This window comes from Acinetobacter sp. TY1, from assembly GCF_048551395.1.
In the GTDB taxonomy this organism is placed as follows: Bacteria; Pseudomonadota; Gammaproteobacteria; order Pseudomonadales; family Moraxellaceae; genus Acinetobacter.
Genome location: NZ_JBLYZK010000028.1, coordinates 16,247 through 38,852, shown reverse-complemented (window position 1 = coordinate 38,852; position 22,606 = coordinate 16,247). Strand labels below are relative to the sequence as shown.

Annotated in this window: 37 protein-coding genes; 33 read left to right on the top strand and 4 right to left on the bottom strand. The window is 38.5% G+C overall.

The genetic code is table 11. The features are described from left to right. Positions 1 to 56 precede the first annotated feature (56 nt). The 4 genes from ACK2M2_RS13685 to ACK2M2_RS13670 all read right to left on the bottom strand — a co-directional run bounded on the left by ACK2M2_RS13685 (position 57) and on the right by ACK2M2_RS13670 (position 1,669). The gene (locus tag ACK2M2_RS13685; protein WP_419349354.1) at positions 57 to 158 is read right to left on the bottom strand and encodes an ABC-three component system middle component 5; all 102 of its coding nucleotides are present in this window, start codon (positions 156 to 158) and stop codon (positions 57 to 59) included. Position 159: 1 nt separating this feature from the next. Beyond that, on the bottom strand, positions 160 to 738 hold the full coding sequence (locus ACK2M2_RS13680) for an ABC-three component system protein (RefSeq protein ID WP_419349352.1): 579 nt from the start codon (positions 736 to 738) through the stop codon (positions 160 to 162). A gap of 3 nt (positions 739 to 741) precedes the next feature. After that, a complete protein-coding gene (locus ACK2M2_RS13675) occupies positions 742 to 900 on the bottom strand; it encodes a hypothetical protein (RefSeq protein ID WP_419349351.1) in 159 nt (52 codons plus the stop codon). 73 nt (positions 901 to 973) lie between these two features. Further along, complete coding sequence (locus ACK2M2_RS13670; protein ID WP_419349349.1) at positions 974 to 1,669, bottom strand: S24 family peptidase; 696 nt, start codon at positions 1,667 to 1,669, stop codon at positions 974 to 976. Positions 1,670 to 1,771: 102 nt separating this feature from the next. Between ACK2M2_RS13670 and ACK2M2_RS13665 the strand changes: the two genes are divergently transcribed. From ACK2M2_RS13665 to ACK2M2_RS13505, 33 genes are all read left to right on the top strand, one after another. Continuing rightward, the gene (locus tag ACK2M2_RS13665) at positions 1,772 to 1,960 is read left to right on the top strand and encodes a hypothetical protein (RefSeq protein WP_419349347.1); all 189 of its coding nucleotides are present in this window, start codon (positions 1,772 to 1,774) and stop codon (positions 1,958 to 1,960) included. 8 nt (positions 1,961 to 1,968) lie between these two features. Beyond that, positions 1,969 to 2,244: a hypothetical protein gene (locus ACK2M2_RS13660; RefSeq protein WP_419349346.1), complete on the top strand. Its 276-nt coding sequence runs from the start codon at positions 1,969 to 1,971 to the stop codon at positions 2,242 to 2,244. 47 nt (positions 2,245 to 2,291) lie between these two features. Beyond that, complete coding sequence (locus ACK2M2_RS13655; protein ID WP_419349344.1) at positions 2,292 to 2,555, top strand: hypothetical protein; 264 nt, start codon at positions 2,292 to 2,294, stop codon at positions 2,553 to 2,555. Continuing rightward, on the top strand, positions 2,552 to 3,505 hold the full coding sequence (locus ACK2M2_RS13650; RefSeq protein ID WP_419349342.1) for a helix-turn-helix domain-containing protein: 954 nt from the start codon (positions 2,552 to 2,554) through the stop codon (positions 3,503 to 3,505). Before ACK2M2_RS13655 ends, ACK2M2_RS13650 begins: the two co-directional genes overlap by 4 nt. Then, on the top strand, positions 3,502 to 3,762 hold the full coding sequence (locus tag ACK2M2_RS13645) for a hypothetical protein (protein ID WP_419349340.1): 261 nt from the start codon (positions 3,502 to 3,504) through the stop codon (positions 3,760 to 3,762). The genes ACK2M2_RS13650 and ACK2M2_RS13645 overlap by 4 nt, the downstream gene beginning before the upstream one ends. Next, positions 3,759 to 4,163 (top strand): DUF1064 domain-containing protein, encoded by a 405-nt coding sequence (locus ACK2M2_RS13640; RefSeq protein ID WP_419349338.1) that lies wholly within the window; start codon positions 3,759 to 3,761, stop codon positions 4,161 to 4,163. Before ACK2M2_RS13645 ends, ACK2M2_RS13640 begins: the two co-directional genes overlap by 4 nt. Before the next feature lie 9 nt (positions 4,164 to 4,172). Next, positions 4,173 to 4,868, top strand: a complete 696-nt coding sequence (locus ACK2M2_RS13635) for a metallophosphoesterase (RefSeq protein WP_419349336.1) — start codon at positions 4,173 to 4,175, stop codon at positions 4,866 to 4,868. Positions 4,869 to 4,878: 10 nt separating this feature from the next. Further along, positions 4,879 to 5,427 (top strand): hypothetical protein, encoded by a 549-nt coding sequence (locus ACK2M2_RS13630; protein WP_419349334.1) that lies wholly within the window; start codon positions 4,879 to 4,881, stop codon positions 5,425 to 5,427. Between the two features lie 307 nt (positions 5,428 to 5,734). Further along, on the top strand, positions 5,735 to 6,031 hold the full coding sequence (locus tag ACK2M2_RS13625) for a hypothetical protein (RefSeq protein WP_419349332.1): 297 nt from the start codon (positions 5,735 to 5,737) through the stop codon (positions 6,029 to 6,031). 673 nt (positions 6,032 to 6,704) lie between these two features. Beyond that, on the top strand, positions 6,705 to 6,935 hold the full coding sequence (locus ACK2M2_RS13620) for a hypothetical protein (RefSeq protein ID WP_409511825.1): 231 nt from the start codon (positions 6,705 to 6,707) through the stop codon (positions 6,933 to 6,935). A 49-nt stretch (positions 6,936 to 6,984) separates the two neighbouring features. After that, positions 6,985 to 7,401, top strand: coding sequence for a DUF559 domain-containing protein (locus ACK2M2_RS13615; protein ID WP_419349329.1), 417 nt, complete (start codon positions 6,985 to 6,987; stop codon positions 7,399 to 7,401). Positions 7,402 to 7,533: 132 nt separating this feature from the next. Continuing rightward, complete coding sequence (locus ACK2M2_RS13610) at positions 7,534 to 8,322, top strand: hypothetical protein (protein WP_409511823.1); 789 nt, start codon at positions 7,534 to 7,536, stop codon at positions 8,320 to 8,322. Further along, positions 8,323 to 8,724, top strand: a complete 402-nt coding sequence (locus ACK2M2_RS13605) for a hypothetical protein (protein WP_409511822.1) — start codon at positions 8,323 to 8,325, stop codon at positions 8,722 to 8,724. It begins immediately after the preceding gene. A 50-nt stretch (positions 8,725 to 8,774) separates the two neighbouring features. Then, positions 8,775 to 9,416 carry a putative metallopeptidase gene (locus ACK2M2_RS13600; RefSeq protein WP_419349327.1) on the top strand — a complete coding sequence of 214 codons (642 nt, stop codon included), beginning with the start codon at positions 8,775 to 8,777 and terminating at the stop codon, positions 9,414 to 9,416. A 102-nt stretch (positions 9,417 to 9,518) separates the two neighbouring features. After that, positions 9,519 to 10,079 (top strand): hypothetical protein, encoded by a 561-nt coding sequence (locus ACK2M2_RS13595; RefSeq protein ID WP_419349325.1) that lies wholly within the window; start codon positions 9,519 to 9,521, stop codon positions 10,077 to 10,079. Between the two features lie 66 nt (positions 10,080 to 10,145). Further along, complete coding sequence (locus ACK2M2_RS13590; protein ID WP_419349323.1) at positions 10,146 to 10,625, top strand: DUF2280 domain-containing protein; 480 nt, start codon at positions 10,146 to 10,148, stop codon at positions 10,623 to 10,625. Continuing rightward, on the top strand, positions 10,603 to 12,162 hold the full coding sequence (gene terL, locus ACK2M2_RS13585; RefSeq protein WP_419349321.1) for a phage terminase large subunit: 1,560 nt from the start codon (positions 10,603 to 10,605) through the stop codon (positions 12,160 to 12,162). Before ACK2M2_RS13590 ends, terL begins: the two co-directional genes overlap by 23 nt. Positions 12,163 to 12,164: 2 nt before the next feature. Beyond that, positions 12,165 to 13,643 carry a phage portal protein family protein gene (locus ACK2M2_RS13580; protein WP_419349319.1) on the top strand — a complete coding sequence of 493 codons (1,479 nt, stop codon included), beginning with the start codon at positions 12,165 to 12,167 and terminating at the stop codon, positions 13,641 to 13,643. Between the two features lie 2 nt (positions 13,644 to 13,645). Continuing rightward, positions 13,646 to 14,848 carry a phage minor head protein gene (locus tag ACK2M2_RS13575; protein ID WP_419349317.1) on the top strand — a complete coding sequence of 401 codons (1,203 nt, stop codon included), beginning with the start codon at positions 13,646 to 13,648 and terminating at the stop codon, positions 14,846 to 14,848. Beyond that, a complete protein-coding gene (locus tag ACK2M2_RS13570; protein WP_419349315.1) occupies positions 14,849 to 15,091 on the top strand; it encodes a hypothetical protein in 243 nt (80 codons plus the stop codon). It abuts the gene before it with no gap. A 50-nt stretch (positions 15,092 to 15,141) separates the two neighbouring features. Further along, on the top strand, positions 15,142 to 16,101 hold the full coding sequence (locus tag ACK2M2_RS13565; RefSeq protein WP_419349313.1) for a hypothetical protein: 960 nt from the start codon (positions 15,142 to 15,144) through the stop codon (positions 16,099 to 16,101). Between the two features lie 3 nt (positions 16,102 to 16,104). After that, entirely contained in the window at positions 16,105 to 16,482 is a 378-nt protein-coding gene (locus ACK2M2_RS13560) for a hypothetical protein (protein ID WP_419349311.1), read from the top strand. 12 nt (positions 16,483 to 16,494) lie between these two features. Further along, complete coding sequence (locus tag ACK2M2_RS13555) at positions 16,495 to 17,571, top strand: major capsid protein (RefSeq protein ID WP_419349309.1); 1,077 nt, start codon at positions 16,495 to 16,497, stop codon at positions 17,569 to 17,571. A gap of 10 nt (positions 17,572 to 17,581) precedes the next feature. Further along, the gene (locus tag ACK2M2_RS13550; RefSeq protein ID WP_419349307.1) at positions 17,582 to 17,914 is read left to right on the top strand and encodes a hypothetical protein; all 333 of its coding nucleotides are present in this window, start codon (positions 17,582 to 17,584) and stop codon (positions 17,912 to 17,914) included. A gap of 7 nt (positions 17,915 to 17,921) precedes the next feature. After that, the gene (locus ACK2M2_RS13545; RefSeq protein WP_409511811.1) at positions 17,922 to 18,362 is read left to right on the top strand and encodes a gp436 family protein; all 441 of its coding nucleotides are present in this window, start codon (positions 17,922 to 17,924) and stop codon (positions 18,360 to 18,362) included. 7 nt (positions 18,363 to 18,369) lie between these two features. After that, entirely contained in the window at positions 18,370 to 18,927 is a 558-nt protein-coding gene (locus tag ACK2M2_RS13540; protein ID WP_419349305.1) for a phage virion morphogenesis protein, read from the top strand. Beyond that, positions 18,911 to 19,342, top strand: coding sequence for a phage tail terminator protein (locus ACK2M2_RS13535; RefSeq protein WP_409511809.1), 432 nt, complete (start codon positions 18,911 to 18,913; stop codon positions 19,340 to 19,342). The genes ACK2M2_RS13540 and ACK2M2_RS13535 overlap by 17 nt, the downstream gene beginning before the upstream one ends. Positions 19,343 to 19,350: 8 nt before the next feature. Further along, positions 19,351 to 19,542 carry a hypothetical protein gene (locus tag ACK2M2_RS13530; RefSeq protein WP_419349304.1) on the top strand — a complete coding sequence of 64 codons (192 nt, stop codon included), beginning with the start codon at positions 19,351 to 19,353 and terminating at the stop codon, positions 19,540 to 19,542. After that, positions 19,532 to 20,266 (top strand): hypothetical protein, encoded by a 735-nt coding sequence (locus ACK2M2_RS13525; RefSeq protein ID WP_419349302.1) that lies wholly within the window; start codon positions 19,532 to 19,534, stop codon positions 20,264 to 20,266. Before ACK2M2_RS13530 ends, ACK2M2_RS13525 begins: the two co-directional genes overlap by 11 nt. Before the next feature lie 67 nt (positions 20,267 to 20,333). Continuing rightward, positions 20,334 to 20,891, top strand: coding sequence for a hypothetical protein (locus ACK2M2_RS13520; protein ID WP_419349300.1), 558 nt, complete (start codon positions 20,334 to 20,336; stop codon positions 20,889 to 20,891). A gap of 65 nt (positions 20,892 to 20,956) precedes the next feature. Then, positions 20,957 to 21,241 (top strand): hypothetical protein, encoded by a 285-nt coding sequence (locus ACK2M2_RS13515; RefSeq protein WP_419349298.1) that lies wholly within the window; start codon positions 20,957 to 20,959, stop codon positions 21,239 to 21,241. 47 nt (positions 21,242 to 21,288) lie between these two features. Continuing rightward, a complete protein-coding gene (locus ACK2M2_RS13510) occupies positions 21,289 to 22,104 on the top strand; it encodes a hypothetical protein (protein ID WP_419349296.1) in 816 nt (271 codons plus the stop codon). Positions 22,105 to 22,183: 79 nt separating this feature from the next. After that, positions 22,184 to 22,453, top strand: a complete 270-nt coding sequence (locus tag ACK2M2_RS13505; RefSeq protein ID WP_419349294.1) for a hypothetical protein — start codon at positions 22,184 to 22,186, stop codon at positions 22,451 to 22,453. Positions 22,454 to 22,606: the final 153 nt, after the last annotated feature.

Below are 22,606 nucleotides of genomic sequence, written 5' to 3'. Positions count from 1 at the left end.
GTTTTAGGAGTAGGTTTATTCATTTTGAAATTATAGGACTGAATAAACCTTATAGGCTAGGTTTGTGCAACAAAGCCGTTCCGATCTAATAAACTCAAAATATAAAAAATTCGAAATATACAGTGTGAAACATCAAATGCGGGACTATAAATTAACATTTTAAATGGTCCACTTTATATGACAATTACCTGCTAAATAATACATTAAACCGTACATTTTTTCACTCGTAATTGATCGATTTGTACCATTTAATATTTCCAAGGCATTTCCAATTACCTGTGTGTCGATTATTGCATCGACCTCTGTGCGGGATAAGTTACCCTTAATAGCAGGTACTACAAATGCTTTATGCTTGCTAGCTATTGTTGAGAGAATATGTACTAAAATAAACTGACCAGAATTTGATGCTTCATACCTAGTCATTAATTTAATAGTTGATTCTTTTAGCTCTAAAGCATCTTCTATAAGCTCTGCGCGATCGGCTTCCTTTAACTTTGTGGATAAATCTTTAATATCTGATTTAGGACTTCTATATCTAAATAGAGATTCTTTTACATCTTCGTATGTATCATCATTGATATGTTGGTCCGAGTTATCAAGAATACGTAGATACATATCAGCTATTGCGCTTATAGCTTGTTGGGTACTAGTAAGATAAGTATTATTGACACTATTGTCATCACGACCTATAACTTTATCAGCAGAATTTTTGTCCTGACTGACTGATTGTGAAAACATATCTTAATTCCTACTATTGTCGTCACGACCTACAATTTTTTTTGCTTTATTTTTATTTTGTTTAACCTCATATGATTTATTCTTTTTTTGATAATGTATCGTTACTGTAATTCCGGCTAAAAAACCTAAAATGGCACAGATAATTTCGCTTATGTATTCCATTGTAAAACCCTATTTTAACTAAATTTATTAAATTATTTAATGACTTGTAGATAAGTGCTGGTTGTTTTATAAACTACCATTTTTCAATTCGCGCAATTTGCCAAACCCAACCGTAAATCTGAAAATCTTGCTTTAAACGCTCATCAACAGTCAAAATAATTTCAGGATATTCATCAGCATTATCTGAAACAATACGAACACCGCCTAAAGGCAGATTATATAAGCGTTTGGCGAAATGAAGACCACCAATACAAATTACGAAAATACGACCATCCTTGATTTCTTTACGACCTAAATCTATATGAATCGTATCTCCATCTTGAATGGTTGGTGACATTGAGTCACCTGAAGCTACAGCGGCTACAGCATTATCCTTACTGATAGATAAGTTTCTTAGAGTTGCTTTAGATATGCGTAATTTACGTTTTTCATTGGCAATATGTTCGTTAATTGATCCCGAACCACAAGCAAAAGAGAAATCCTTAAAGAATGGGATTTCAACTTCATCATTTTCTAATGGTGTATTTTTATCCCATACATCTATCGATTGAAAATTTTGATCTGTATCTACAATACCTGTCAGTAACCAATTTTGTGAAACCTTGAGAGCTGACGCTAATGGTGGTAGAAATTCAGCTTTAGGGGTATTTGTACCTGCAACCCATTTAGATACTGCACCTTTGGTGGCATGAGTAGCCTCAACAATATCAACCTGTCGAAGGTTTAATTCCTTCATTCTCTGAATTATGCGGTCGCTAATTGTGGCCATGTAGAAACTCTCCCTTATTGTTTCCTATAGTAAACATGGATATTGATTCTTGAATAAACTTATGGTTTACTAGTGGAAACTATTAGTTTATTAAGGTAAACAATGACTGTTGATGATTTAAGAATTCACTACAAGGTGAAAACAGATACTGAAGTGGCCTTAAAGCTCGGATATACAAAGGGGGCTGTGAGTAAATGGCGTAGTAAAGGAATTGCTCTTGAGACCCAAGCCTTAATTGAATTGAAGACAAAAGGCGCAGTAAAGGCAAATTTACAAGCGCTATCGGCATAGGAATAAATATGAGTCTTGATAAAAAATCTACACATGTTCGGTTGTCTCCTGAAATTCATGAACGAGCAAAAACTCTCGCAATACTCAAAGGTAAAGATTTGGCTCAATACCTCGCATATCTTCTTGAAAAAGAAATCGTAGGTGAGTGGCATGTACTTAATTTACAGGCTAAATCTTTTGAGCGCTTGGGATTAACAGGGTTAATCAGGGATTTAAGTAGTGAGGTTTGGGATTCAGAGGGATCAGAAGGGATTCACATTAATTCAGACAAAGAAAAAGCCTGATCTAGAGAATCAGGCTTTTAGTTATTCACAAATTTAGGAACCCATGAATGAAATCAAATTTAGCACAAGAAGCAACACCTTACAACGACTGCGATTTTCTAATTGGTGATGCAGTTGTAATTGATCAAGCAATGATGAACTTCAACGAAATCTATCAAATTACAGAAGTTTATGAAAACACGGTCAATGTTTATATCGGTATTGGTATTTTGACTTTAAATAAAAAGTTTGTACGTGGTGCATCAATTACTGAGCTTAATGCCAAACGCCGTTTAACTGAAGCTGAACAAGCTTTAGCGGAGGTGTCATGAGTTTAGATGCAACTATTTGGGCTTGGAAAGTTCGCCAGAAGCAGAAGAAAGGTGGCAGTCTAAAACCCCTTAAAAAGCTCGTTTTGCTCTCACTTGCCGACCGTGCAAGTGAGGATCATTGTGCCTATCCGAGTGTTGCAAGATTGGTTGAAGATACCGATATGGATCGTAAAACAGTCTTAAAAATTATCGATGAGCTGATTGAAGATGGCTTAATTATGGATACAGGTGAGCGAAAAGGACGTACAAAACAGGTCAAAGTTTACAAATTAATGGGTGTAAATGGGCGAGAAACAGTCCCAATAACGGTACTGTTTGATGCCGAAAATGATGATTTAAACAGTCCCAACAGTGGAACAGTTCCAACAACGGAACAGTCCCAACAATTCCATGAAAGAGTCCCAACAATTCCGTTAAACAGTCCCAACGTTGGGACACGGAATCTTTCAAAGAATCTATCATTAGAATCTAAAAATAAAAAAACATGGTTTTGTTCTAAAAAACTTCGTGAAGAAATTAATTTGACCGATGACGGAATCGATTTTGAATCCATCTTGAATTCAACATGGCTTGAACGCGAAGTACGTGCCTTTGAAAATTACAACGCTGAAAAAACCATGAGCGATGATCTGATGATTTATCACTTCACGGATTGGCTGATCAACGCTTACCGAACCAAGTACTCGAACAATCAAAATTCAACTTCTGGAAAACCTGCAGGTACAGGATCTAAATCTCAACAGCTTTCTGAAAAACAGATTCACGCTTTCGCATTGAAACTTGCTCACCATCCTGAGTTCTCAGGCAAGTTCTCTGAACCAGGGGAGTCTTACGAAAAACTTGCAGCACGAATTGCGGTGAAACTTGAAAATCCTGTTCAAGCGAAAAAATGGGAATCGTATTTGAAACAGGTTGGATACAACGGAACTTTGGAAGGGGTGGCAGCATGACCAATGCAGACAGAACTTACCTAAACCTGATGATCTTCAGATCTATGGCGAAAACCAAAGGACGCGTTTCAATAAATCAAATCCACGAAGATATTCAACCGAACATGGGGATTTCAAAACGAAGCTTACAGCGTTATTTGAACGGCTTAGCAAATTGGGGATTGGTCGCTAAGGATGGAGAAATACCACAGGGATTTAATCTGACTGAACATGCAAAAAATCTATTTCAAGACTTAGCTAAGGGAAGTGATACATGAGCAGTATTTCACTTGCTGAATATCACGCTCAATTTGGCGGTGGTCGTAAGACTGCCTCTAAACGCAATAAATTCAATGCAACCAAGATTGAAAAGGATGGAATGAAGTTTGACAGCGTCAAGGAATACAACCGCTATATCGAGCTTACAGCGCAAATGCAGAGAGGTGAGATTTCAGAGCTTAAGTGTCAGGTTAAATTTGAATTGGCACCAAAGGTAAAAATTGCAGGTGAAAAGAGGGCTAAGCCTGCATTGAGGTATTTTGCAGATTTCACATACCTGTGTAATGGGAAGTTGATTGTTGAGGATGTGAAGTCGGCAGTAACAAGGAAATTGGCTAGTTTTAGAAATAAGAAGCATTTGATGAAGTCGGTTCACGACATAGATATTAGCGAAGTTTGAGGTGATGGGATGGGGTTGGTCAAAGTTTGGGATAAAGAAATCAAAGGCAAGCTTTATGCTGTTGGCGATATTCACGGCTGTTACAACCTGCTTATGAGTCGTTTGAATGTCATTGGATTTGATTTTAAGAATGATCTGTTGGTGGCTGTGGGCGACTTGGTGGATCGAGGTATTCAAAACCAAGAATGCATCGCGTTACTTGATCAACCGTGGTTTGCATCCGTGAAAGGAAATCACGAGGATTTAGTCATCATGGGGGCTATTAATAAATCTTACTACAATTGCCATATTCAAAATGGTGGTGAGTGGTTTTATGGTCTTGATTATCAAGCTCAACAAGAAATTATAAAAAAATTAAAAACCTTGCCGATTGCATTAGAAGTGAATCACAACGGTAAAAAGTACGGATTTGTTCATGGCCATATTGAGCAAAACGATTGGCAAGAGTTTAAGAGTGATTTAAGTAATTTTGATCAAGCCAAACACATCATTGAGCATAAGCGCTTTCCTACAGAATTAGCTATGTGGGGACGAGATCGGTTTGATACAGATAATCTTCATTACACCCATGTTTCGGGCGTAGATGCAGTAATCATGGGGCATACCGTTACAACAAAGCCTTTTAAGCGCGATAACTGTTATTACATCGATACAGGCGCCGTGCATTGGGGAACGATGACAATTTTAGACTTGGTTAAGATTTAAGGGGATTAGGATGAATGCAGTAGCGGAAAAATTTGAACAATTCGAGTGGTTGACGAAAGGCATTACAGCAAAGTCGCCTCAATTCGGTGATGAAGGACATAGTACAGGAGCAAAGCCATTGGATTATCAGGACAGACTTGGTGCTATTGCAAGCATGGATACGCAGTTGGAGAAGTCGGTGACGAGTGTGATTGTTTGGGGTGAGCAATCGAAAGGTGACTTTGAGTTTATTCAGAACCATCTTGCGCGAATCATGATTGTGAATGCTGAGTCTGATGGTAAGAAAGATCCAAAAACAATAGCTTTGGATGTGATGGCAAGTAAGGTTGCTTGGGCTGTAATGATATTTTCATTCTTTCCAGAGATGGAGCGTAAATTTACTGCGTATGGTCGCTTGTGCTACATGGGGCTTGAATCACACATGAGTGAAGATGCTTACCGTGTATCGTGGAAGAAGTACGAAAACCTCATGTCCTTGGCTTTGGAATCGTCAATCGACTGTGCTTCAAAAGCTGTTGAGAAGTACAAGCAAAATACTTTTATTGAATTGAAAGCCTAGGTATTTCATTCTAGCGAAATAACAGGTATAGTTTCCTTATACTGGTCGTATTGCGGTTTGACCACACAGTTTAAAGTTTCCAAGCCCGTTCTCAATAGCGGGTATTTTTTTGCTCATCGAAAAGGCGACTTTTAGTAAATAAGTTTGACTTGAGTCACATTGTTTAGTAAAAATTTAAGGGTTATTTTAAAAAAATAGCAAAACAATAATCCTTAATCAGCGCAAATGAATAAGGGGGAAGCCCCACAGAAATGTAGGGCTTTTTTAATGTCTGAATTTTATAAAACTACAATTATCGGAGTGAGTCATGGGTAATCGTTGGCATGCAACGCAAGATAAGAATATGCGACCTGATGTAGTGTTTCATGCATGCCCTTGGTGTGGATCTGATTCTATTTGTGTTGATACAACCAAATTTGAGCACGAACATTTAAATACTTGGACTGCGCAGGCTTGTTGTCACGAGTGTGGCGCTAAGTCACCTGATTCTGATTTTGATGCTGAATATGGTTCTGATCTTTATAATCAGAAACAAGATTTAGATATTGAAGTTGAGCGTGATGTGGTTAATCAGGCTGTTCGAGTTTGGAATTATCGAGCTTAATGGCACCGACAATGCCTCCTATTTTAAACCTTTAAACATACATTTACCCTGCTATATGTTTTACATAGATCAGCCTAATTATGTGATTTAGTCACCACCCATGATTTTATATAAAACAGTTGTTTAGGTGGGAGTATTCTAGTTTTGATCACCACCCCTTATTAGGTGGAATTACACCAAATTAAAACCATATCGTTGAGGGCAAAAATATGATTCAGTTTTTAATGTGTTTATTGGGCTTTCACGGTGTGACTGAAATTTATCATTGTAAGGATGGTGAATTAAAAGTTTGCCGGGATTGTCTGAAAGTTAAAGAGATAAACTAACTTGCCGAACGTATTACGGCACATAAAGCCCCGTCGCATTCTAGATGTTGATGGGGTTTTCTTTTCTTATAGGTGGTGAATATGGGTATAGTCAAAGCAAAATGGAACATTGAAAGATACGGAATCTAAATCACCAAATGGCAGGCATTGTCACGTGGATTGATGTCACGTAATGATATGATGCTTGTTGGCAAGAAGATTAAGCAATTAAAAAAATGGTCGAAGAATCTAAGGAATATGCTAAATACGTGATTTAATTAAGTCCAAAATTATATTTTTAATGTGATCGAGTATTGTAATTATTGGTATATCATGCATTTGGTTTTAATAATTAAGGATTTTGTAATATGAGTATTTGGATTGCCGATAAAGATAAGTATGGTGAATATCAGTTCGATGAAAGAATTTGGCCGAATTGGTATACACCAGAAACCATCAACGTCTCCCATCTCGTGTATTACCGCAATATAATTAAAAATTCAAATATTACTTATTACCTATACACATCTACAGAATTAAATACTAAAGATTTAGAAGAACTTAAAAGGGATTGGTTGAGTTTTTGTGTACCGGAATAAGAAAATTTATTGCAACCACCTTCGGGTGGTTTTTTAATGGGTGAAATATATGGATGCTGACAGCTATTTTTGGAAAACCAAGAAACGCCCACTCAAAACAAAGCCAAGAACTAAGCCATTGCCTAAGGCAAAAGAAAAATATTTAGAAGCAGAAGAAACCTTATTTCAAGAATTAGAAGAACACCTGATTGGCTATGAACGCAAGTTTCAATTTGAATCAACCAAGAATTGGCGGTTTGATTTTTATATTGTGAAGTTAAGACTTCTTATTGAAATAGCAGGTAGTCCTTGGGCTGTTGGTCGTGGTGGTAAGAAGATAGCAAATGCCTTTAATAAATATGATTTGGCTGAAGATATGGGCTACACATTTGTACGTTTTGAGCCTCATCAAATTGAATCAGGTTATGTAATTAATTGGATTCAAAGTCAGTTAGAGAGATTAGAAGACAGTGGCTTAGAAGTTTGAAAAAATGTGTTTTTAATTAATTTGGTTGTTTTGAAGTGTGAATTTTTGGGTGGTTTTTAGTAAATTGTATTTGGTACCTAAAATACGGTATATTAATCATTAATAGTGTTTTTCACATTTAGGGTATATCCCATGAGCCATGCAAACCCAGCACCTGATATTAAGTATCTATATAATGTGATAGGGAAAGGCGGGAAAAAAAATCTAAAAAATGAAGAGTTTAATAAAAGAAAATTAATTCATATTGTTAGAAGCTTAGCAGTAGATGACCCTATACAAGCACAATGTGATCAATCGAGTGTAGAAGCTTACTATAATCATTATGATATAGCGGTTGATATTTTAAAAAATGTGTTGAAATTGACGAATAATCAATCTTATATTGCGTGGGAAAAGTTATTAAAGCTTTATATTGAGACAGCAGATATCGATGCTTTTATTGCAACCTACCGATTGGCATTGAAACAAAAATTTGAGAATACTCAAGAATTGGATGCTCTACTAGAACATATGGTATCCACCTATCTTGTTGCAGATTCATATGGTGATGCTCAATTGGATTTAAAATTAAGTGAGTTTGATAAATACAGCGTGTACGAAAGAATACACCAAACTCAGCAATTGGGTATTTCTTTACCTGTTTATAGAAAACTCATGGCATTATTTTATCAAGAGTTTTATGCACAATATAATGGTAAAACTCAATCTTTCTTTAATTACGAAGCTCAGGATTTAATCATAACCGTACATACAGCCATTGATAATGCTCAAGAATTATTTGATTTTAACAGCCATTTACAAGATAGAATTATGGAATGGTATGCAGAAGCTAATGAAGAAGAGAGACAGCAAATAGATAAAGTGGTGATCTATGTCAAACACAGCACTTTTTTAATAAAAGAAAGTGAGTTTGTTGCTTAAATGGATACTCAAGACTTTTATACTGTTGCTAAAAATTTACATGATGTAAATACTGAAAAAGATGAAGCAACTAATCGCACTGTGGTTGGGCGTGTATATTATGCAGTGTATTTAGCTACACGAGATTGGATAGACCAGCGTTTTTCTGCTGAAATAAAAGAAGTTGAGGGTAATTCTCATGAAAAATATACCAACTGCTTATTAGTACTTCAACGTAAAAATATGGATTTAACACTCAGTCGTTTTAGTCGAGAATTGAAAGTGCTAAAAGAAGAACGTCATTTTGCCGATTATCAGTTTAATCCTAAAGACAAGCAAACCCATGTCAGCACTCAAGCAAGTTTATTATTAGGCAAAAAACTTTTAGATGATTTAGATGTTTTAAAACAGAAATATCTTTAGTGAGAAGTAAAGATGACCCACCTAATGGTGGGTTTTTTATTGGATGAAATATGGAACAGATCAGACCATTCCCACCGACAGACTTGATTGACCAAGCTGAGGCAGAAGAAACAATACGCCTTGCGCCCGCCGTGGATCTAAAGGAATGGGTGGTTAAGAATTGGCTAACCATTGGCGGTGAACTTCATAACCCTGACCATGATCATATTGCTGAGCTAATTCACGATGACGAAACCTTTCTTGCATTCGCTTGGGCATCATCTGCTGCTATGGCTAAAAAGCGTATGGTACTCGGTCAATGTGAAAAGGTGATGTTCAACCAAGGTGGGTGGAAAAAGGCGCGTCAGGAACAACAGATGCGCGATTGGTTTGGATTTGTACCTGTCTATCTCATTACTGTTGATGCAAGTTACTGTGAGAATACGACTGACCGTGAATTTTGCAGACTCATCGAGCATGAGCTTTATCACATCGGCGTTGAACGTGATGCAGATGGTGAAATCCTCTACAGCGATCACACTGGCTTACCAAAACATTATTTAGCTGGTCATGATGTGGAAGTGTTCTTCGGTGAGACAAAACGATGGGGCGCAGATGAATCAGTCAAACGGCTTATTGAAATTGCGAAGAATGCGCCGTTTGTATCAGAAACAAGTATCTCCGCTTGTTGTGGGAATTGTGTGATTAATTGAGCTTCTAGATTCTTTTGCTGAAAATAATGAAGTATTACTCTTTATTATATTTGTAGGTTATTCTTTATTATGAAAATATAGGAACTTAATGGATCATAAATAATGAATAAATTAGAGGCTCAATTTAACTATCCGCGCTTTAAGAAGCAGCACTTTGTTAGAAACAAGGACGGAAGTGTTTATTGCGTATATATGTTTTATATAATTGAAGAATATGTAAAACGGAATGTAAATAAATTTGCTGGTGATTCAGAAAAAGCGCTTGAGTGGACTATTACAAAATATATTACGTCTCCTCAAGATATAGTAGCTGTTGGTCCAATGCTATATAAGGAAGAAAGAGAGAGCTTTCTAAAGCAGGCTACATTATTGGTTAAAGCTTATGATGATCCAAACAGAATATTTAATGAACAAAACGATCATGAATTTAAAATGGAATTCACAAATCCTACAGCTGAAAGTGATGAGGTCTCAACTGGGTCTCTTACAATTAAAGCAGATCGATTTGAAGTAGCTCTTGCGTTATGGGAAAACACAACTGGTTCTCACTATTTGTTGGATAGGGTTACAGAGTTAGAGCTGGATAAAATTGTAAATGTATGGGAAGCACCAGATACATCAACATTTGAAAGAGATGATCTTATATTGATTTTTTCTGCGTAATCAATTGAGCCTTAGGGCTCTTTTTTTTAGCTATTTACGTTGACGTACGTTGACAGGTGGATATTTATGGCAACCCTCAGAAAAGAGGTAAAACTCTTTATTGTACGGTCACTTGCTGTATTTAATACACCCGAAGAGACAGCAAGGTTCGTCAACGAAGAGTATAAGAATTTAAACGTCTCAAGGCAGCAGTGTGAGCGATACGACCCAACTAAGCGAGCAGGTAAGGATTTAAGCCAAGAACTCAAAGATGAGTTTAATAAAACAAGAGATGATTTCTTAGAAAAACCACAAAATATTCCTATTGCGAATTTATCGGTACGTTTGCAACGATTAGAAAATCAATACATTAAGCACAGTAAAAACCGTGTTGGTGCCTTAGCGATTCTTAAACAAGCTGCGGAAGATGTTGGCGGTAAGTACACCAATAAAACCGAGGTAACAGGTGCAGGCGGTGGGCCTATTCAAAATGAGAATGTTACTTATGTGACTGCGACCAAAGAAGATGTAAGGCGGGCGATAGATGAACTCGAGAGTGAATATTGACCCGACCAAATTAGAAGTTGAGCGCACCAAGTGTGAAGATGAGCATTTGTTTTTCACACGTAGATTCTTTAAGCCCCGTATGGGTTTTAAATTCATGGTGAATTGGCATCATGCTTATGTGGCTTGGCTGATTGATGAGGTGGTTATAGGCAACATTGCCAATTTAGTAATTAACGTCCCTCCGGGTGCAGGTAAGACTGAATTAACAACCAATCTTATTGCTCGTGGTATTGGGTTAAACCCTAGATCTCGATTCCTGTACTTGTCATTTTCTCAATCGTTAGTTGAGGATGTCTCGGCTACTGCGCGAAATATCGTGAAGTCAGAAGATTTTCAGCGTTTATGGTCCACGGATATTTCAACAAGTACAGATGCTAAAGCAAGTTGGAAAACGACTGTAGAAGGATATGAAGCGGGGCATGTATATGCGGCTTCAATGGGTGGGCAGGTCACAGGTCGCCGTGCAGGTACATTAGCAGATGACGGGTTTACAGGATGCATTATTCTTGATGACCCCTTAAAACCTGAAGATGCTTTTAGTAAACCTGCGCGAGATAAGGCTAATCGTAAGATTCTAAACACAGTGAACTCACGTAAGGCTAAGTCTGACACGCCAATTATCATGATCATGCAACGGTTACACGTTGAAGACCCAACCAACTTTGTGATGACAGGTAATGTGCCTGGTGATTGGACACAAGTTTCAATACCTGCATTGATTGATGATGCTTATATTTCAACATTGCCTGAAAATATTCAAAAGCTCGTGCCGAGAGATGTGGAGCGGGATGACCAAGGGCGTCAAAGCTATTGGCCAAGGAAAGAATCCCTGAAATCACTCTTACAGCTCGAAAAGGGCGGTAAAGATAAAGATGGTGCAACAGTATCCAGGTATACGTTTAGCAGTCAGTATCAGCAAAACCCTAAGAAATTAGGTGGTGATCTGATTAAGGGTGAGTGGTTTGGTCGATACAAAGAATTGCCACAACTACAATGGCGCGCAGTCTTTGTTGATACAGCCCAAAAAACCAAAGAACACAACGATTGGTCTGTATTTATGTTGGCAGGTCTTGGTGTGGATGGAAAGCTTTACATTATTAATGTGCTTAGAGGGAAGTGGACTGCACCCGAGCTTAATGAGCAAGCAAAAAACTTTCTAGATAAGCATAAGGCATATACATGGGAAACTAAGCCAATTCGATACATGAAAGTAGAGGATAAGGCAGCAGGCACTCAACTCATTCAAACATTGGGTACATATAGCGGTATCCAAGTTGTGCCCGTTCAGCGAAATATCGACAAACTTACGCATTTAATGGACGTACAACCACATATTGAAAATGGCTATCAAATGGATCCTCAAAATAGATTTGTCATGCTTCCTATTGGTACGCCGTGGGTAGCTCCATTTTTAGAAGAGTGTGAAGCATTTGTGGCAAATATGACACATGACCATGATGATCAGGTCGATACCTTGATGGATGCGATAGATGAGGCTGTTGTATTGCAAAACTATAATTCACCGGAAACAGGTTAAATATGGCTAAGAAACAAAAAACAGTGATTAGTAATAATCCTGAAGCTGGTGGATTGTATTCACATGAAGCTGAAAGTGCTTTGATCTCGTACTTAATGAGTGGGAAAGCACCTGATATAGATGATGTGTTACGTAAAGCGGGTGTTCAACGCCATAAATTACGTGTCTTGATATCGGATGATGAAATCTATCAATGCGTTGAAAAGAGACAGGATAAGCTTGAATCTGCACCATTTCGCATAGAGCCAGCCGATACCAATGAGTCTCTTATTATTGCTGAGCAGATTCGTAAATGGTGGTCCGAGCTAACCATAGGTACACAGAATGCTCGTTGGTATGGTTACTCAGTATTGGAAGCGGTCTACTCTAAAGTACCAATGATTCACACGGATACATCAACTCAATATATGGGTTGGGAGTGGATTGGTGAAAAGCCGATGCAGTGGTTTGAGCCTAAAAGTGATGGTCGATTGCTATATCGTCAAGATGGTATTGGCAATGATACAGAAGTTGACCAAACCTTTAAGTTCTTCAAAACGCAATGTAAAGCCACCTATGAAAATCCATATGGTGAAGCATTATTAAGTCGATTGTATTGGGTTTGGTTTTTTAAGACTCAAGCCTTTAAATTTTGGGCGAAGTTTGTTGAAAGATTTGGTAATCCTTTACTTAAAGGTAAATCGATTGATAATAAAGCAATGAAAAAAGCTTTATTGGATGCTCATGCGTCCGCCGTGATTGCGATTGACCGCCTCGATGAAGTGGAAATGGTGTCAGCATCCGGGGTTGATGGTGGTAGTGCTGCATTTGAAGTATTCGATAAAACTTTAGAAAAACGCATTCAGAAGGTCATCTTAGGTGGAACACTTACCAGTGGTACAGATGGTACGGGTTCTCGTGCGTTGGGTGATGTGCATTTAGAAGTTGAGAAAAACAAACTTGGTGCAGATGTGAGGATGATCACATCCACACTACAGGCAATCATTGATGCACTTTGCTTAATTAATAATTGGAAAAGTCATCGTATTGTTATTGGTGAAGAAAAGGCACTTGATGAGAAACGTGCTGACCGTGATGTGAAGTTGAAAAATGCTGGTGCTAACTTAACACCGCAGTATTTTCAGCGCGAATACGGTTTGCAAGATGGTGATGTAGCTGAAGTGACACCTGTAAGTGACACCAAGGTGGCACCTCAATTTAGCGCGTTACCTAAGCAGGCTTTTAGTTTTAAAGCGCAATCCCAAAAGCTATCCGCTTCACAGCAAGAAGTCGAAGAACTGACGGATGGGCAGAATGATCTACAGCTACTTAGCACTGATCAAATCAAGGAATTAACATCAACGTCTAAGTCTGCTGAGGATTTAGCCTTTAATTTAATACAGTTAATTCCTGATGCGACACGTACGCAATTCACAGCGCATCTTGATCAGGCTCTATATGCTGCGGAAATTCTAGGATTTGCAACAGCAAGTGAGGAATAGACATGCGACCAGTGACATTCCTTGAGGCTTTAGAATACGCTCGTCTGAGGAAGATTGTACTTTCTGATGAGTTCTATTCAATGGACTTGAAAACACGCCATACAGCGACGACAGTGAGTTTTTTATCGAGTCTTGAGCAGATTGAGAGTGTGATTAAGTCGGCCAACAAAACCCTAGCGAATGGTGGGACATTTGAGGATTTCCAAAAGCGTGTTGCTGATGCAGATATCATCTTGCCAAAACACTATTTGGATAATGTGTTTCGAACCAATATTCAAAATGCGTACGGACATGGGCGTTGGTTACAACAGGAGAGAAATAAGTCTAATCGATCCTATTTGGTGTATTCAGCAATTGAAGATACAAGGGTTCGCCCAAGCCATTTGGCATTGAACAATATCGTAAAGCATATAGATGATCCCTTTTGGCTTACTCACTACCCACCTTTAGGTTTTCGCTGTCGGTGTACTGCACTCGCTATTACAGAAGCACAGGCGATTAAGAAGGGCATTACACCTGATGATGAACTGCCTAGGGTTGATCAGGATTTAAATTGGAGTTCTCATCCAATGCAATCAGGTGATCTTGAGGTTTTGGTAGATCAGAAGATCAATGCATCAGTTTTAGACAAAGAGTACTTATTAAGCCAAAAGGATGCACTGAAAGCCGAATGGACAGCCTCTAAGAAGTTAAATAGTCTGTTGGCACCAATGACAGCATCAAGTCGGGATCTATTCGAAACGATTGCAAACACGGTCATTCCGTTAGATCCATCAATTAGACCAAGTGCAATTAAAACACTGATTGATTATGTGCAAGGCAATGACACGATGCTTACCAATTATCTAAATGCTCCCACCTTTACTTTGGCTGATGATGTGCTTAAGCGTTGGGTCGTAGAAGATATGGCAAAAATTCAAGCTATATCTGCAAACACATCCACCGTGGTGGCAGGATCAACTGTATTGTCATATGTGGCACCACTTGAAGTGGGCAAGATTCTTACATTGGATTCACCATTGCTATTAGCAGGACAATCTAATGTGATGATTCAGATTGAAAATGCAAAAGGCTTAGGGGTTGATCTTGCAAAGCTGAATGCAGGTCAGGGCGTTTTATTTGAACTTGGTTTGGCTTTTGAAGTGTTATCTATTGAAACTAAAGATGGCAAATTAATTTATAAACTAAAAATATTGGAAAACTAAATGAAAGATATTTTAAGAGGCATTAAAAAAGGTGACTTAGTTGAATTTGATCTGATTACCAATCCTATTGAAATTGATGAAGTTGATTATTCCGGTGAACATTATGTGCGACTTACCTTTAAATGCCACTCAGGGTACTGGGGGTTGGGTTATAAGTGGGATGGCACTCAACTAGGTGATGAAACCTTTAAAGAGACAGGCATTAAAGCAGCGTTTGATATCGTGAAAGTCACACGAACTTAAAGTGATAAACAAATAACCACCTCTAGGTGGTTTTTTATTGGAGCATGAAAATGCCGAAGGAAAATGAACAGCAGGATAAGTACCTTTTTGCCTTATCTGCTATAGACATTCCAAAAGTCGAAGAAGGTAAGCGGCGAACTTTTGCGGGTATTGCTTATACAGGTGGTCGAGTCGATGGACATTGGTATTGGGGGCGCACAGGTGTGGTCTTCGATCTTGAGGGGATTGAGATTGCAACTCCCACGCCGCTACTTGAAGAACATTTCAGCGCGAACCGTATTGGTGTTGTAAAGCAGGTCAGTACAACCGCCGGTATTGATGTTTCAGGCCATTTTTTAAAGAACCCGAAAGCACTGGAAATCATTCAAGACTCTGATGATGAGTTTCCGTTTCAAATGTCGATGTTCATTGATCCTGGTTCTATTGAAGAAGTCTTACAAGGGCAAACGGTCAATGTTAATGGGCAGTCATTCACAGGACCAATCGCAATTTTTCGTAATAACCGTATTCGTGAATTTACAATTTGCTCAACAGGTGCAGACCGAAATACGTCAATAAAAGCCTTTTCAGGCAAACCAAACACAATTCAACAAGAGGACACAAACGTGACCGAATTAGAACAGGAAAAAGCTGCTCGTCAAAAAGCAGAGCAAGAACGTGATGCAGCGCAGACTGAACTAAAACAGTTCAAAGCAACAAAACGTACTGAAGATATTGCGGCGCTTCAAACTGAGCTTAATACAGCTTTTAGTGCTGAAGATATGAAAACTTACAGCGAAATGGATGACTCGATGTTTGGCTTCGCAGCTAAGCAGCTTCGCCAATTCTCAACAAAGCCACCTGAAAACCAAAATCAACAGCAAAATAATACAGTACTACCTCATTTAGCTCATTTGTTTAGTCATCAAGCAACAGGTGGTCAAGGTGGTAATCAGGGTCAAGGCGGTTCTGATAAACATCAATTTACCGCGGGTGCTCAAGCATTTGCGGCACAGAAAAATGGGGTTTAACTGATGAGTAATAAAACCTATTTAGGCAGTGTGACCCGTGAATCACGTCCTTTTATTCTAGATACGGAAAAGTTACGCCGTGCTAATGCCAAGGTTACAGCTGCAAAGGCTTACAAAGCAGGGGATTTATTAACATTATCTGCTGCAAATGTGGTTGACCATGCTGTCGATGAAAAAACATGGACTGCGGTGTGTGGTCGTGATGTATCCGCAGTTGAAGCAACACAAATGGCAGCTGATGGTGTGGAACTTCCAATTTATTTTGGTGGTGTCTTTAGTATCGAAGCTATCTGTTTAGCAGGTGTGTATTTGGCAACAGGTAAATATGATGCTGCGCGTGCGAAAGCCACACTTAACCATATTGAATTTTCAAAAGTATAAGGATTTTATACAATGCCTCAGTCTTTTACAGTTAGTGGCGCGCCACTCGAACTTCTTGATGTTGGTGAGCTCGCATTAATTCACTCCAACTATAAGCCTATGAATACATGGCTTATTGATAAACTGTTTCCTAATCGTCCATCATTTGATCGTGACGAAGTGCCAATGGCTGAAATCAGTACGGTACATGATCTTGCGCCATTAGTATCGCCACATCAACCTGGTAAGCCTTTTGATACAAAGCGTGCTGCAAAAGCTGAGTTTGTTCAGCCTGCATATTACAAACCTAAAAACATGGTCACCCCCGCAACAGCTTTTGATGAAGCGTTGATGGAGCGTTTACGTACTGCAGGTATTATCTCAACAGGTGGTCAGCAATTGTCTGATCAAGAAAAAATGGTGATTGCTCAGATCGCCGTGATGAAGCGTAACCATGATGCGATTGATAACTCTGTCCTCTTGATGGCGACTGAATTGCTATTGAAGGGTAAATATTTACTTCAATCTGACGACTATGAATACAACATGGTTGATTATGAGCGTGATGCATCTTTAACCTTTACACCGCTTATTCCATGGAATCAGGCAGGTGCTAAACCTGTAACAGATATTGAAACCATAGAACAGCGCAAACTTGATGCAAATGGTGGAAGTACAAAGCTGTACATCATGTCAGGCAAAGTATGGGCGGCTCTTTTTGCTAATGAAGAGTTTAAAGAGCGTTTTGTTAAGCCTTATGCGGGTATTGCTGTGCCTTATAAGCCAAGCCTGAATGTGCAGGAAGGTGCTTCATTCAAAGGTCATCTTGATGATAAAGAGTTGTGGGTATTTGATGCTACATACCGCTTGGCATCAGGTGTGAAGCGCTTTATTCCGGATGATTATTTTGGTGCAATTTCTGATACAGATGGCTCAATTGCTCAATGTAAAATCAAAAATATGTTAGCCAATGGCGCAGTTCAAAAATACTTTGATCGTCAATGGTACAGCGAAGATCCAAGCGGCATCTTCTTAATGACCGAATCAGCTCCACTAGCAGTACCATCAAATAAAAATGGTGTGTGTGGTGGTACAGGCTTTATTGCATAAGGGGAAATAAATGCCAAAGTACATTGCAAAACAATCCATCGGTCATTTCCGACCAGGTGAAGAAATCAAAGGGCTTGAGTCTAAACAACTTCAAGCCCTTTTAGCATCTGGTGCAATTGAAGAATATCAAGAGCCTGAGGAACCCAAAACGGATGATTCTGTTGCACGTTTGGCTGAACTTGAAGCCGAAGTTGCAGAACTGAAGGTAAATGAGGAAATCCTTATTGCTGGAAAAGACAAAGCGGAAGCCGAAGTTGCGGAGCTGAAGGTAAAGGTTGCTGATCTTGAGAAAGCCAGTGGTACCGAAAAGAAAACCACAGCAAAGCCCGTAACTGAAAAATAGGTGATCTATGTACGCCACTAAAAATGATTTGGAAGCGCGTTTCGGGGAAGGGGAAATACAGCAATTAGAGGCGATGCAAACAGTAGCTAATTCAATTGAGGAGGCTTTACAAGATGCCTCTGAAGAAATTGATAGCTACATTGCTGTACGTTACAACATCCCCTTACCCGAAACACCAAGTACCTTAAGGCGAATAGCGTGCAACATCGCACGTTATCGGCTTTATTTTCAACAACCGACTGAAGAAATTGAAAATCGCTATAAAGCTGAAATTGATTTCCTAAAGCGTGTTGCTGATGGAAAGGCTGTTCTAAATGTTCTTAATGCTCAAAATGAGGTGACTGAAGAAAAGCCTGTAAATTCGCCAACAACGATGCCGATCGGAACAACGTATCGAGGCGGTGTATTTGGTGATGCCGTTTTGGGCATGATGCCAAGCATCGAGTGAGGTGTTTATGTCTGGTATTGGTATAACAATTAGTGCGGATGCAGAATCTGCTTTAATGCAAACCCTTGGGCGCTTAGCTGCTTTTGATCAACAAAAGCCTGAATTATTTGATGCTATTGGTCACTCTATTGTAAGCAATATTCGCAGCAGATGGGCAAATGGTGAAGGCTTAGAGGGTAAATGGCGCATATCGGGTCGAGTGAAGCGGCAAGGCGGTACAACATTAAGGGATACCTCACGCTTGATGAATTCAATTACTCATAATGTCACTGCAAATGGTGTTGAGGTTGGTACTAATGTTGAGTATGGGCCTATTCATCATTTTGGTGGTGAAATTCGTTATGCAGCACGTATGCGCCGTGTGCACTTTAAGCAAAATCAGAGCACAGGCTTAGTTGGCAATAAGTTTGTGAATAAAGCACGTTCAAACTTCGCTCAAGATGTTATGGGTAAAGCATACAAAGTGAATATGTCTCGTCGCCCATTCCTTGGTTTAACTGAAAGTGATGAGCTTGAAGTACTGGAATTAATTGAGGAGCATTTAATAAATGACAGAAGAAAGTAACTTTTTTGCTGTACGCAGTGAAATTTCTGAGAAATTAGCTGAAATTGCGAGTTTTAAAAGGATATATACGCCAGCCAATTCAGCACAAGTGACAGAGTTATCACAGGTAACTCCAAATGCTCAGGTTTACTATCGCCGCGTGCGCAAAACAGATGATACTGGAAAGTCATCCGTAAATATGTTGAACCAACAGTGGGAAGTCACTATTTGTGAGCGTCATGCTGCATCACAGTTACTTGATGGCTCAGCCGTATTGGAGCGTATTGGGCAACTCACAATGAAAGTTTTACAACTATTATCGGGCTGGCAACCTAAGTCGAGTATTCGACCCTTAAATTTGGTTGCTGTCGAAGAGGATTATTCAACAACGTGTGTATATATCACGCTTGTTTTTGAGTCTAAATTCTTTGTTTAAGGAAAATCATGATTAATCAACACAAAGCATTACAGCCTGTGGGGCGCTTCAAAGTAGGCGAAACAGTAGGTGGTCTGAGTGATGCCCAGATCAAACAGTTATTAGCAGATAAAATCATTGAAGAAGTGAAAATCACTGAAGAAGTGAAGCCGTCTGCACCAACAAAATTGACAAAAGAGGTTAAAAAAGATGGCGAATAAGTATATTTCATTACAAGGTAAGTTCTACTTATCTGAAATTACAAATGGTGTGGCGGGTGCAATGCGCTATATCGGTAACGTGCCTGAATTTGAGCTTGAAATTACGGCAGATCAAGTTGAACACCAAGAAAGCACATCGGGTCAACGTACAACCGATTTGGTTTTGACAAAAACTACAGGTGTGAATTTCAAAGGTCAGCTTGAAGAAGTGGATGATGAAAATCTACAGTACATTTTGTCGGGTATGAAGTCAGAAGTAGCAAGTAAAACTGTTGCAGATCAGGTGCTCGGCACTGTTAAAGTTGGTCAAGAAATCAAACTTGATGGTTATGCTTTAACTCAAGTCACATTCAAGGCAGGATCTACCGCCGTGGATGCGGATAAATACACGCTTGATGCTGTATTTGGTACTGTCAAATTTAACAAAGCAGTTACCGAGCCTGTAACAGCAAGCTACACCACAGGCACTGTTAGTCATACAACCATTGCAAGTGATTTCAATAAAGAATATGAATTGTTCTTTAAGGGCATTAATACAGCAAATGGTGAGCACATGGCAGTTCGCTTGTGGCGCACTAAAAAGTCACCTGAAACCACGTTCCCATTAATTCATGAAGAATTAGGTCAATATGAAATTTCAGGTCAGTCCTTGTCTGATGTATCTAAAGGTCTTGATGCTTCACTTGGTTTATATGGCCATATTGTAACAATTCCTGCTGCGTAATAGAAAAATAGACAGGCACATGGGCGCATCAGCGTCTTTTTTTGTGCCTGTTTTTTAGGATTTAACTATGAATGAATTCTTTCTTGCTGAGAATAGAACAGTAGTTGAAAGTGATATTGAGATTGAGCAAATCACTGTTAGGAATTTGGATAAATGGTCGCAATTCGCAGAACCAATTCGAGTTGAGTTGGAAAATGATTATTCGATAGAAAAAATTGAAGAAGTAGTCATTAACCATAAGTTATTCGCACAACTTTTATGCACATTATCAACTATTCATGATTGTGCATTCTTCGCATTAATTATGAACACTGATGCTGATAAGTTTATATCTATATTTAAAAGTGTGATTGAGGTGAATCAAGCCTATTTTGATCAAGATACTGCAAAAAAATCAAAAGAAAAAACAGATAACACCTGGTTTGACTCATTTCAGTTCTTAATTAGCAAAGGGCATCGGCATAAAGATATTCTAGATTATAGCTTTGGTGCATTTTTAGAATACTTAAAAGCGGCTCAGCGTAATGAGCAAAATTCAATTTTAAGCCACAGTGGTGCAATACGCGTTGCATATCATGCGGATAAGAAGGGTTTTGAAAGCTACACTAAAAGTCTGAAAAAATGAGATATTTCACATTGCATGAATGTTTTTGCATAGTTATTATTCATTGTATTAATGAGGGAATAATTATGAAAAAATTAATTTTAGCAGCAATGCTTTTAACTTCTACCGCAGTATTTGCAGCAACTGACACAAGAGCTATTCGCACTTCAAACGATATTGTGAGTCTTGGTGACTCACAAAACTCAATGATTCAAAAGCTTGGACGACCTGAAGCTAAAAATGAATACACTACTCGTGATCGAAATGGCAAGTTATTATTTGTGATTGATTACAGCTATACAATTGGTAATCTGAAATATAAGATCACTGTTGTTGAAGGGCGTATAACAAATATGTCGTGGGAGCGTTAAGGTAAAGTATTTTATTTTCTACTTACGTTTATTCTTTAGAGATATTTATGAAAAAAATAATATTGCTTGCGGTTGCATCAATTCTATCATCATTTGCTTTTGGGGCAGAAAAAACAAGTGGCTACTCGACCACGTTTGAATATACTCATTCTAATGTGGAATTTGATACTGATATTGAGACTAGCTTTAATGGTGCGGCAATAGGTTTTAGCACGTCACCAAGACAGCATGGTATTTGGGGGAAGGCTGAGTTTTCAACTAGCAGCAAAACCGATTCAAATTATTATGAGGGCACTATCGGTGGACATTACAACATTTTAAATAAGGGTAATTTTTATTTAAATGGATTGGCAGGTATTGGCTACACACGTATTGATTCAGGAATTACAGATAGCAATCTAAACTTTATATCTTTGCCTGTTGGTATTGAGGCTGGTTACTCGATCACAAATCGCTTGGATCTGTTTGCCAATGTTGGTTATAAATGGTTATTCGATTTAAGTAGTAAGAATGGCTACTTTGGTAACGGTTCGACATCAGTTAGTGGTAATGAAACATCACCAGATAAATATAAAGACAAAGTTGTTTGTAACAATGGTTATTGGTACAAGGGTACAGCCTCATCTTTATGTAATGGAAATGGTGGTGTGGTAGAAAACGAGCGTGATAAAACTCTATGTAATGATGGGCAGTGGAGAGAAGGTGCTACGAATAGTGGAACTTGTACTGCCAGTGGCGGTATATTGGAAGATGAAATTAAAAATGGCAGCCTAGTTGGTTTGAAAGCAAGGTATGGCAACTCTATAAGTCTTGGTGATGCTGAGACACCCGTGTATAAATTTGGCTTGCGCTATAATTTTTAATGGGTTTATTCTCAGTGTAGTAAATAAATTAAAAAAGTACCCTAGGGTGCTTTTTTAATACTATTAATAGGAGTTCATTGTGTCTAAAATTAATAAAAATGCATTAGGTGAATATACTGAAGGTGCATATCCAAAACTTCACAAAGAAGTAGGTGATTCAGGGCTTAAGGCTATTCAAGAACATGACCAAAATGCGGCTGATATAATTTCTAAATTAAGCGAATGTGATGAAGTTATCTATGTTGGGTATTCTGGGGATAAAAGCAATTTTCCAGATACGATTGCCTCTTTTGTGGATTGTAAAAATGGTAAAAGATTTTATGTAATTAATCGACAAGTTGAAAAATAAGTACCCCCTTATAAACCCACCCATCATCGAGTGGGTTTTTTTACACCTATACTTTTTGAAAGATAATTTTTTTATTTCCTTAAACTAAAAAGGAAGGAAAATATTGACCCGTTGATAACGTGTTTAACCTTAAAGCCGAGCTATTTAGTTCGG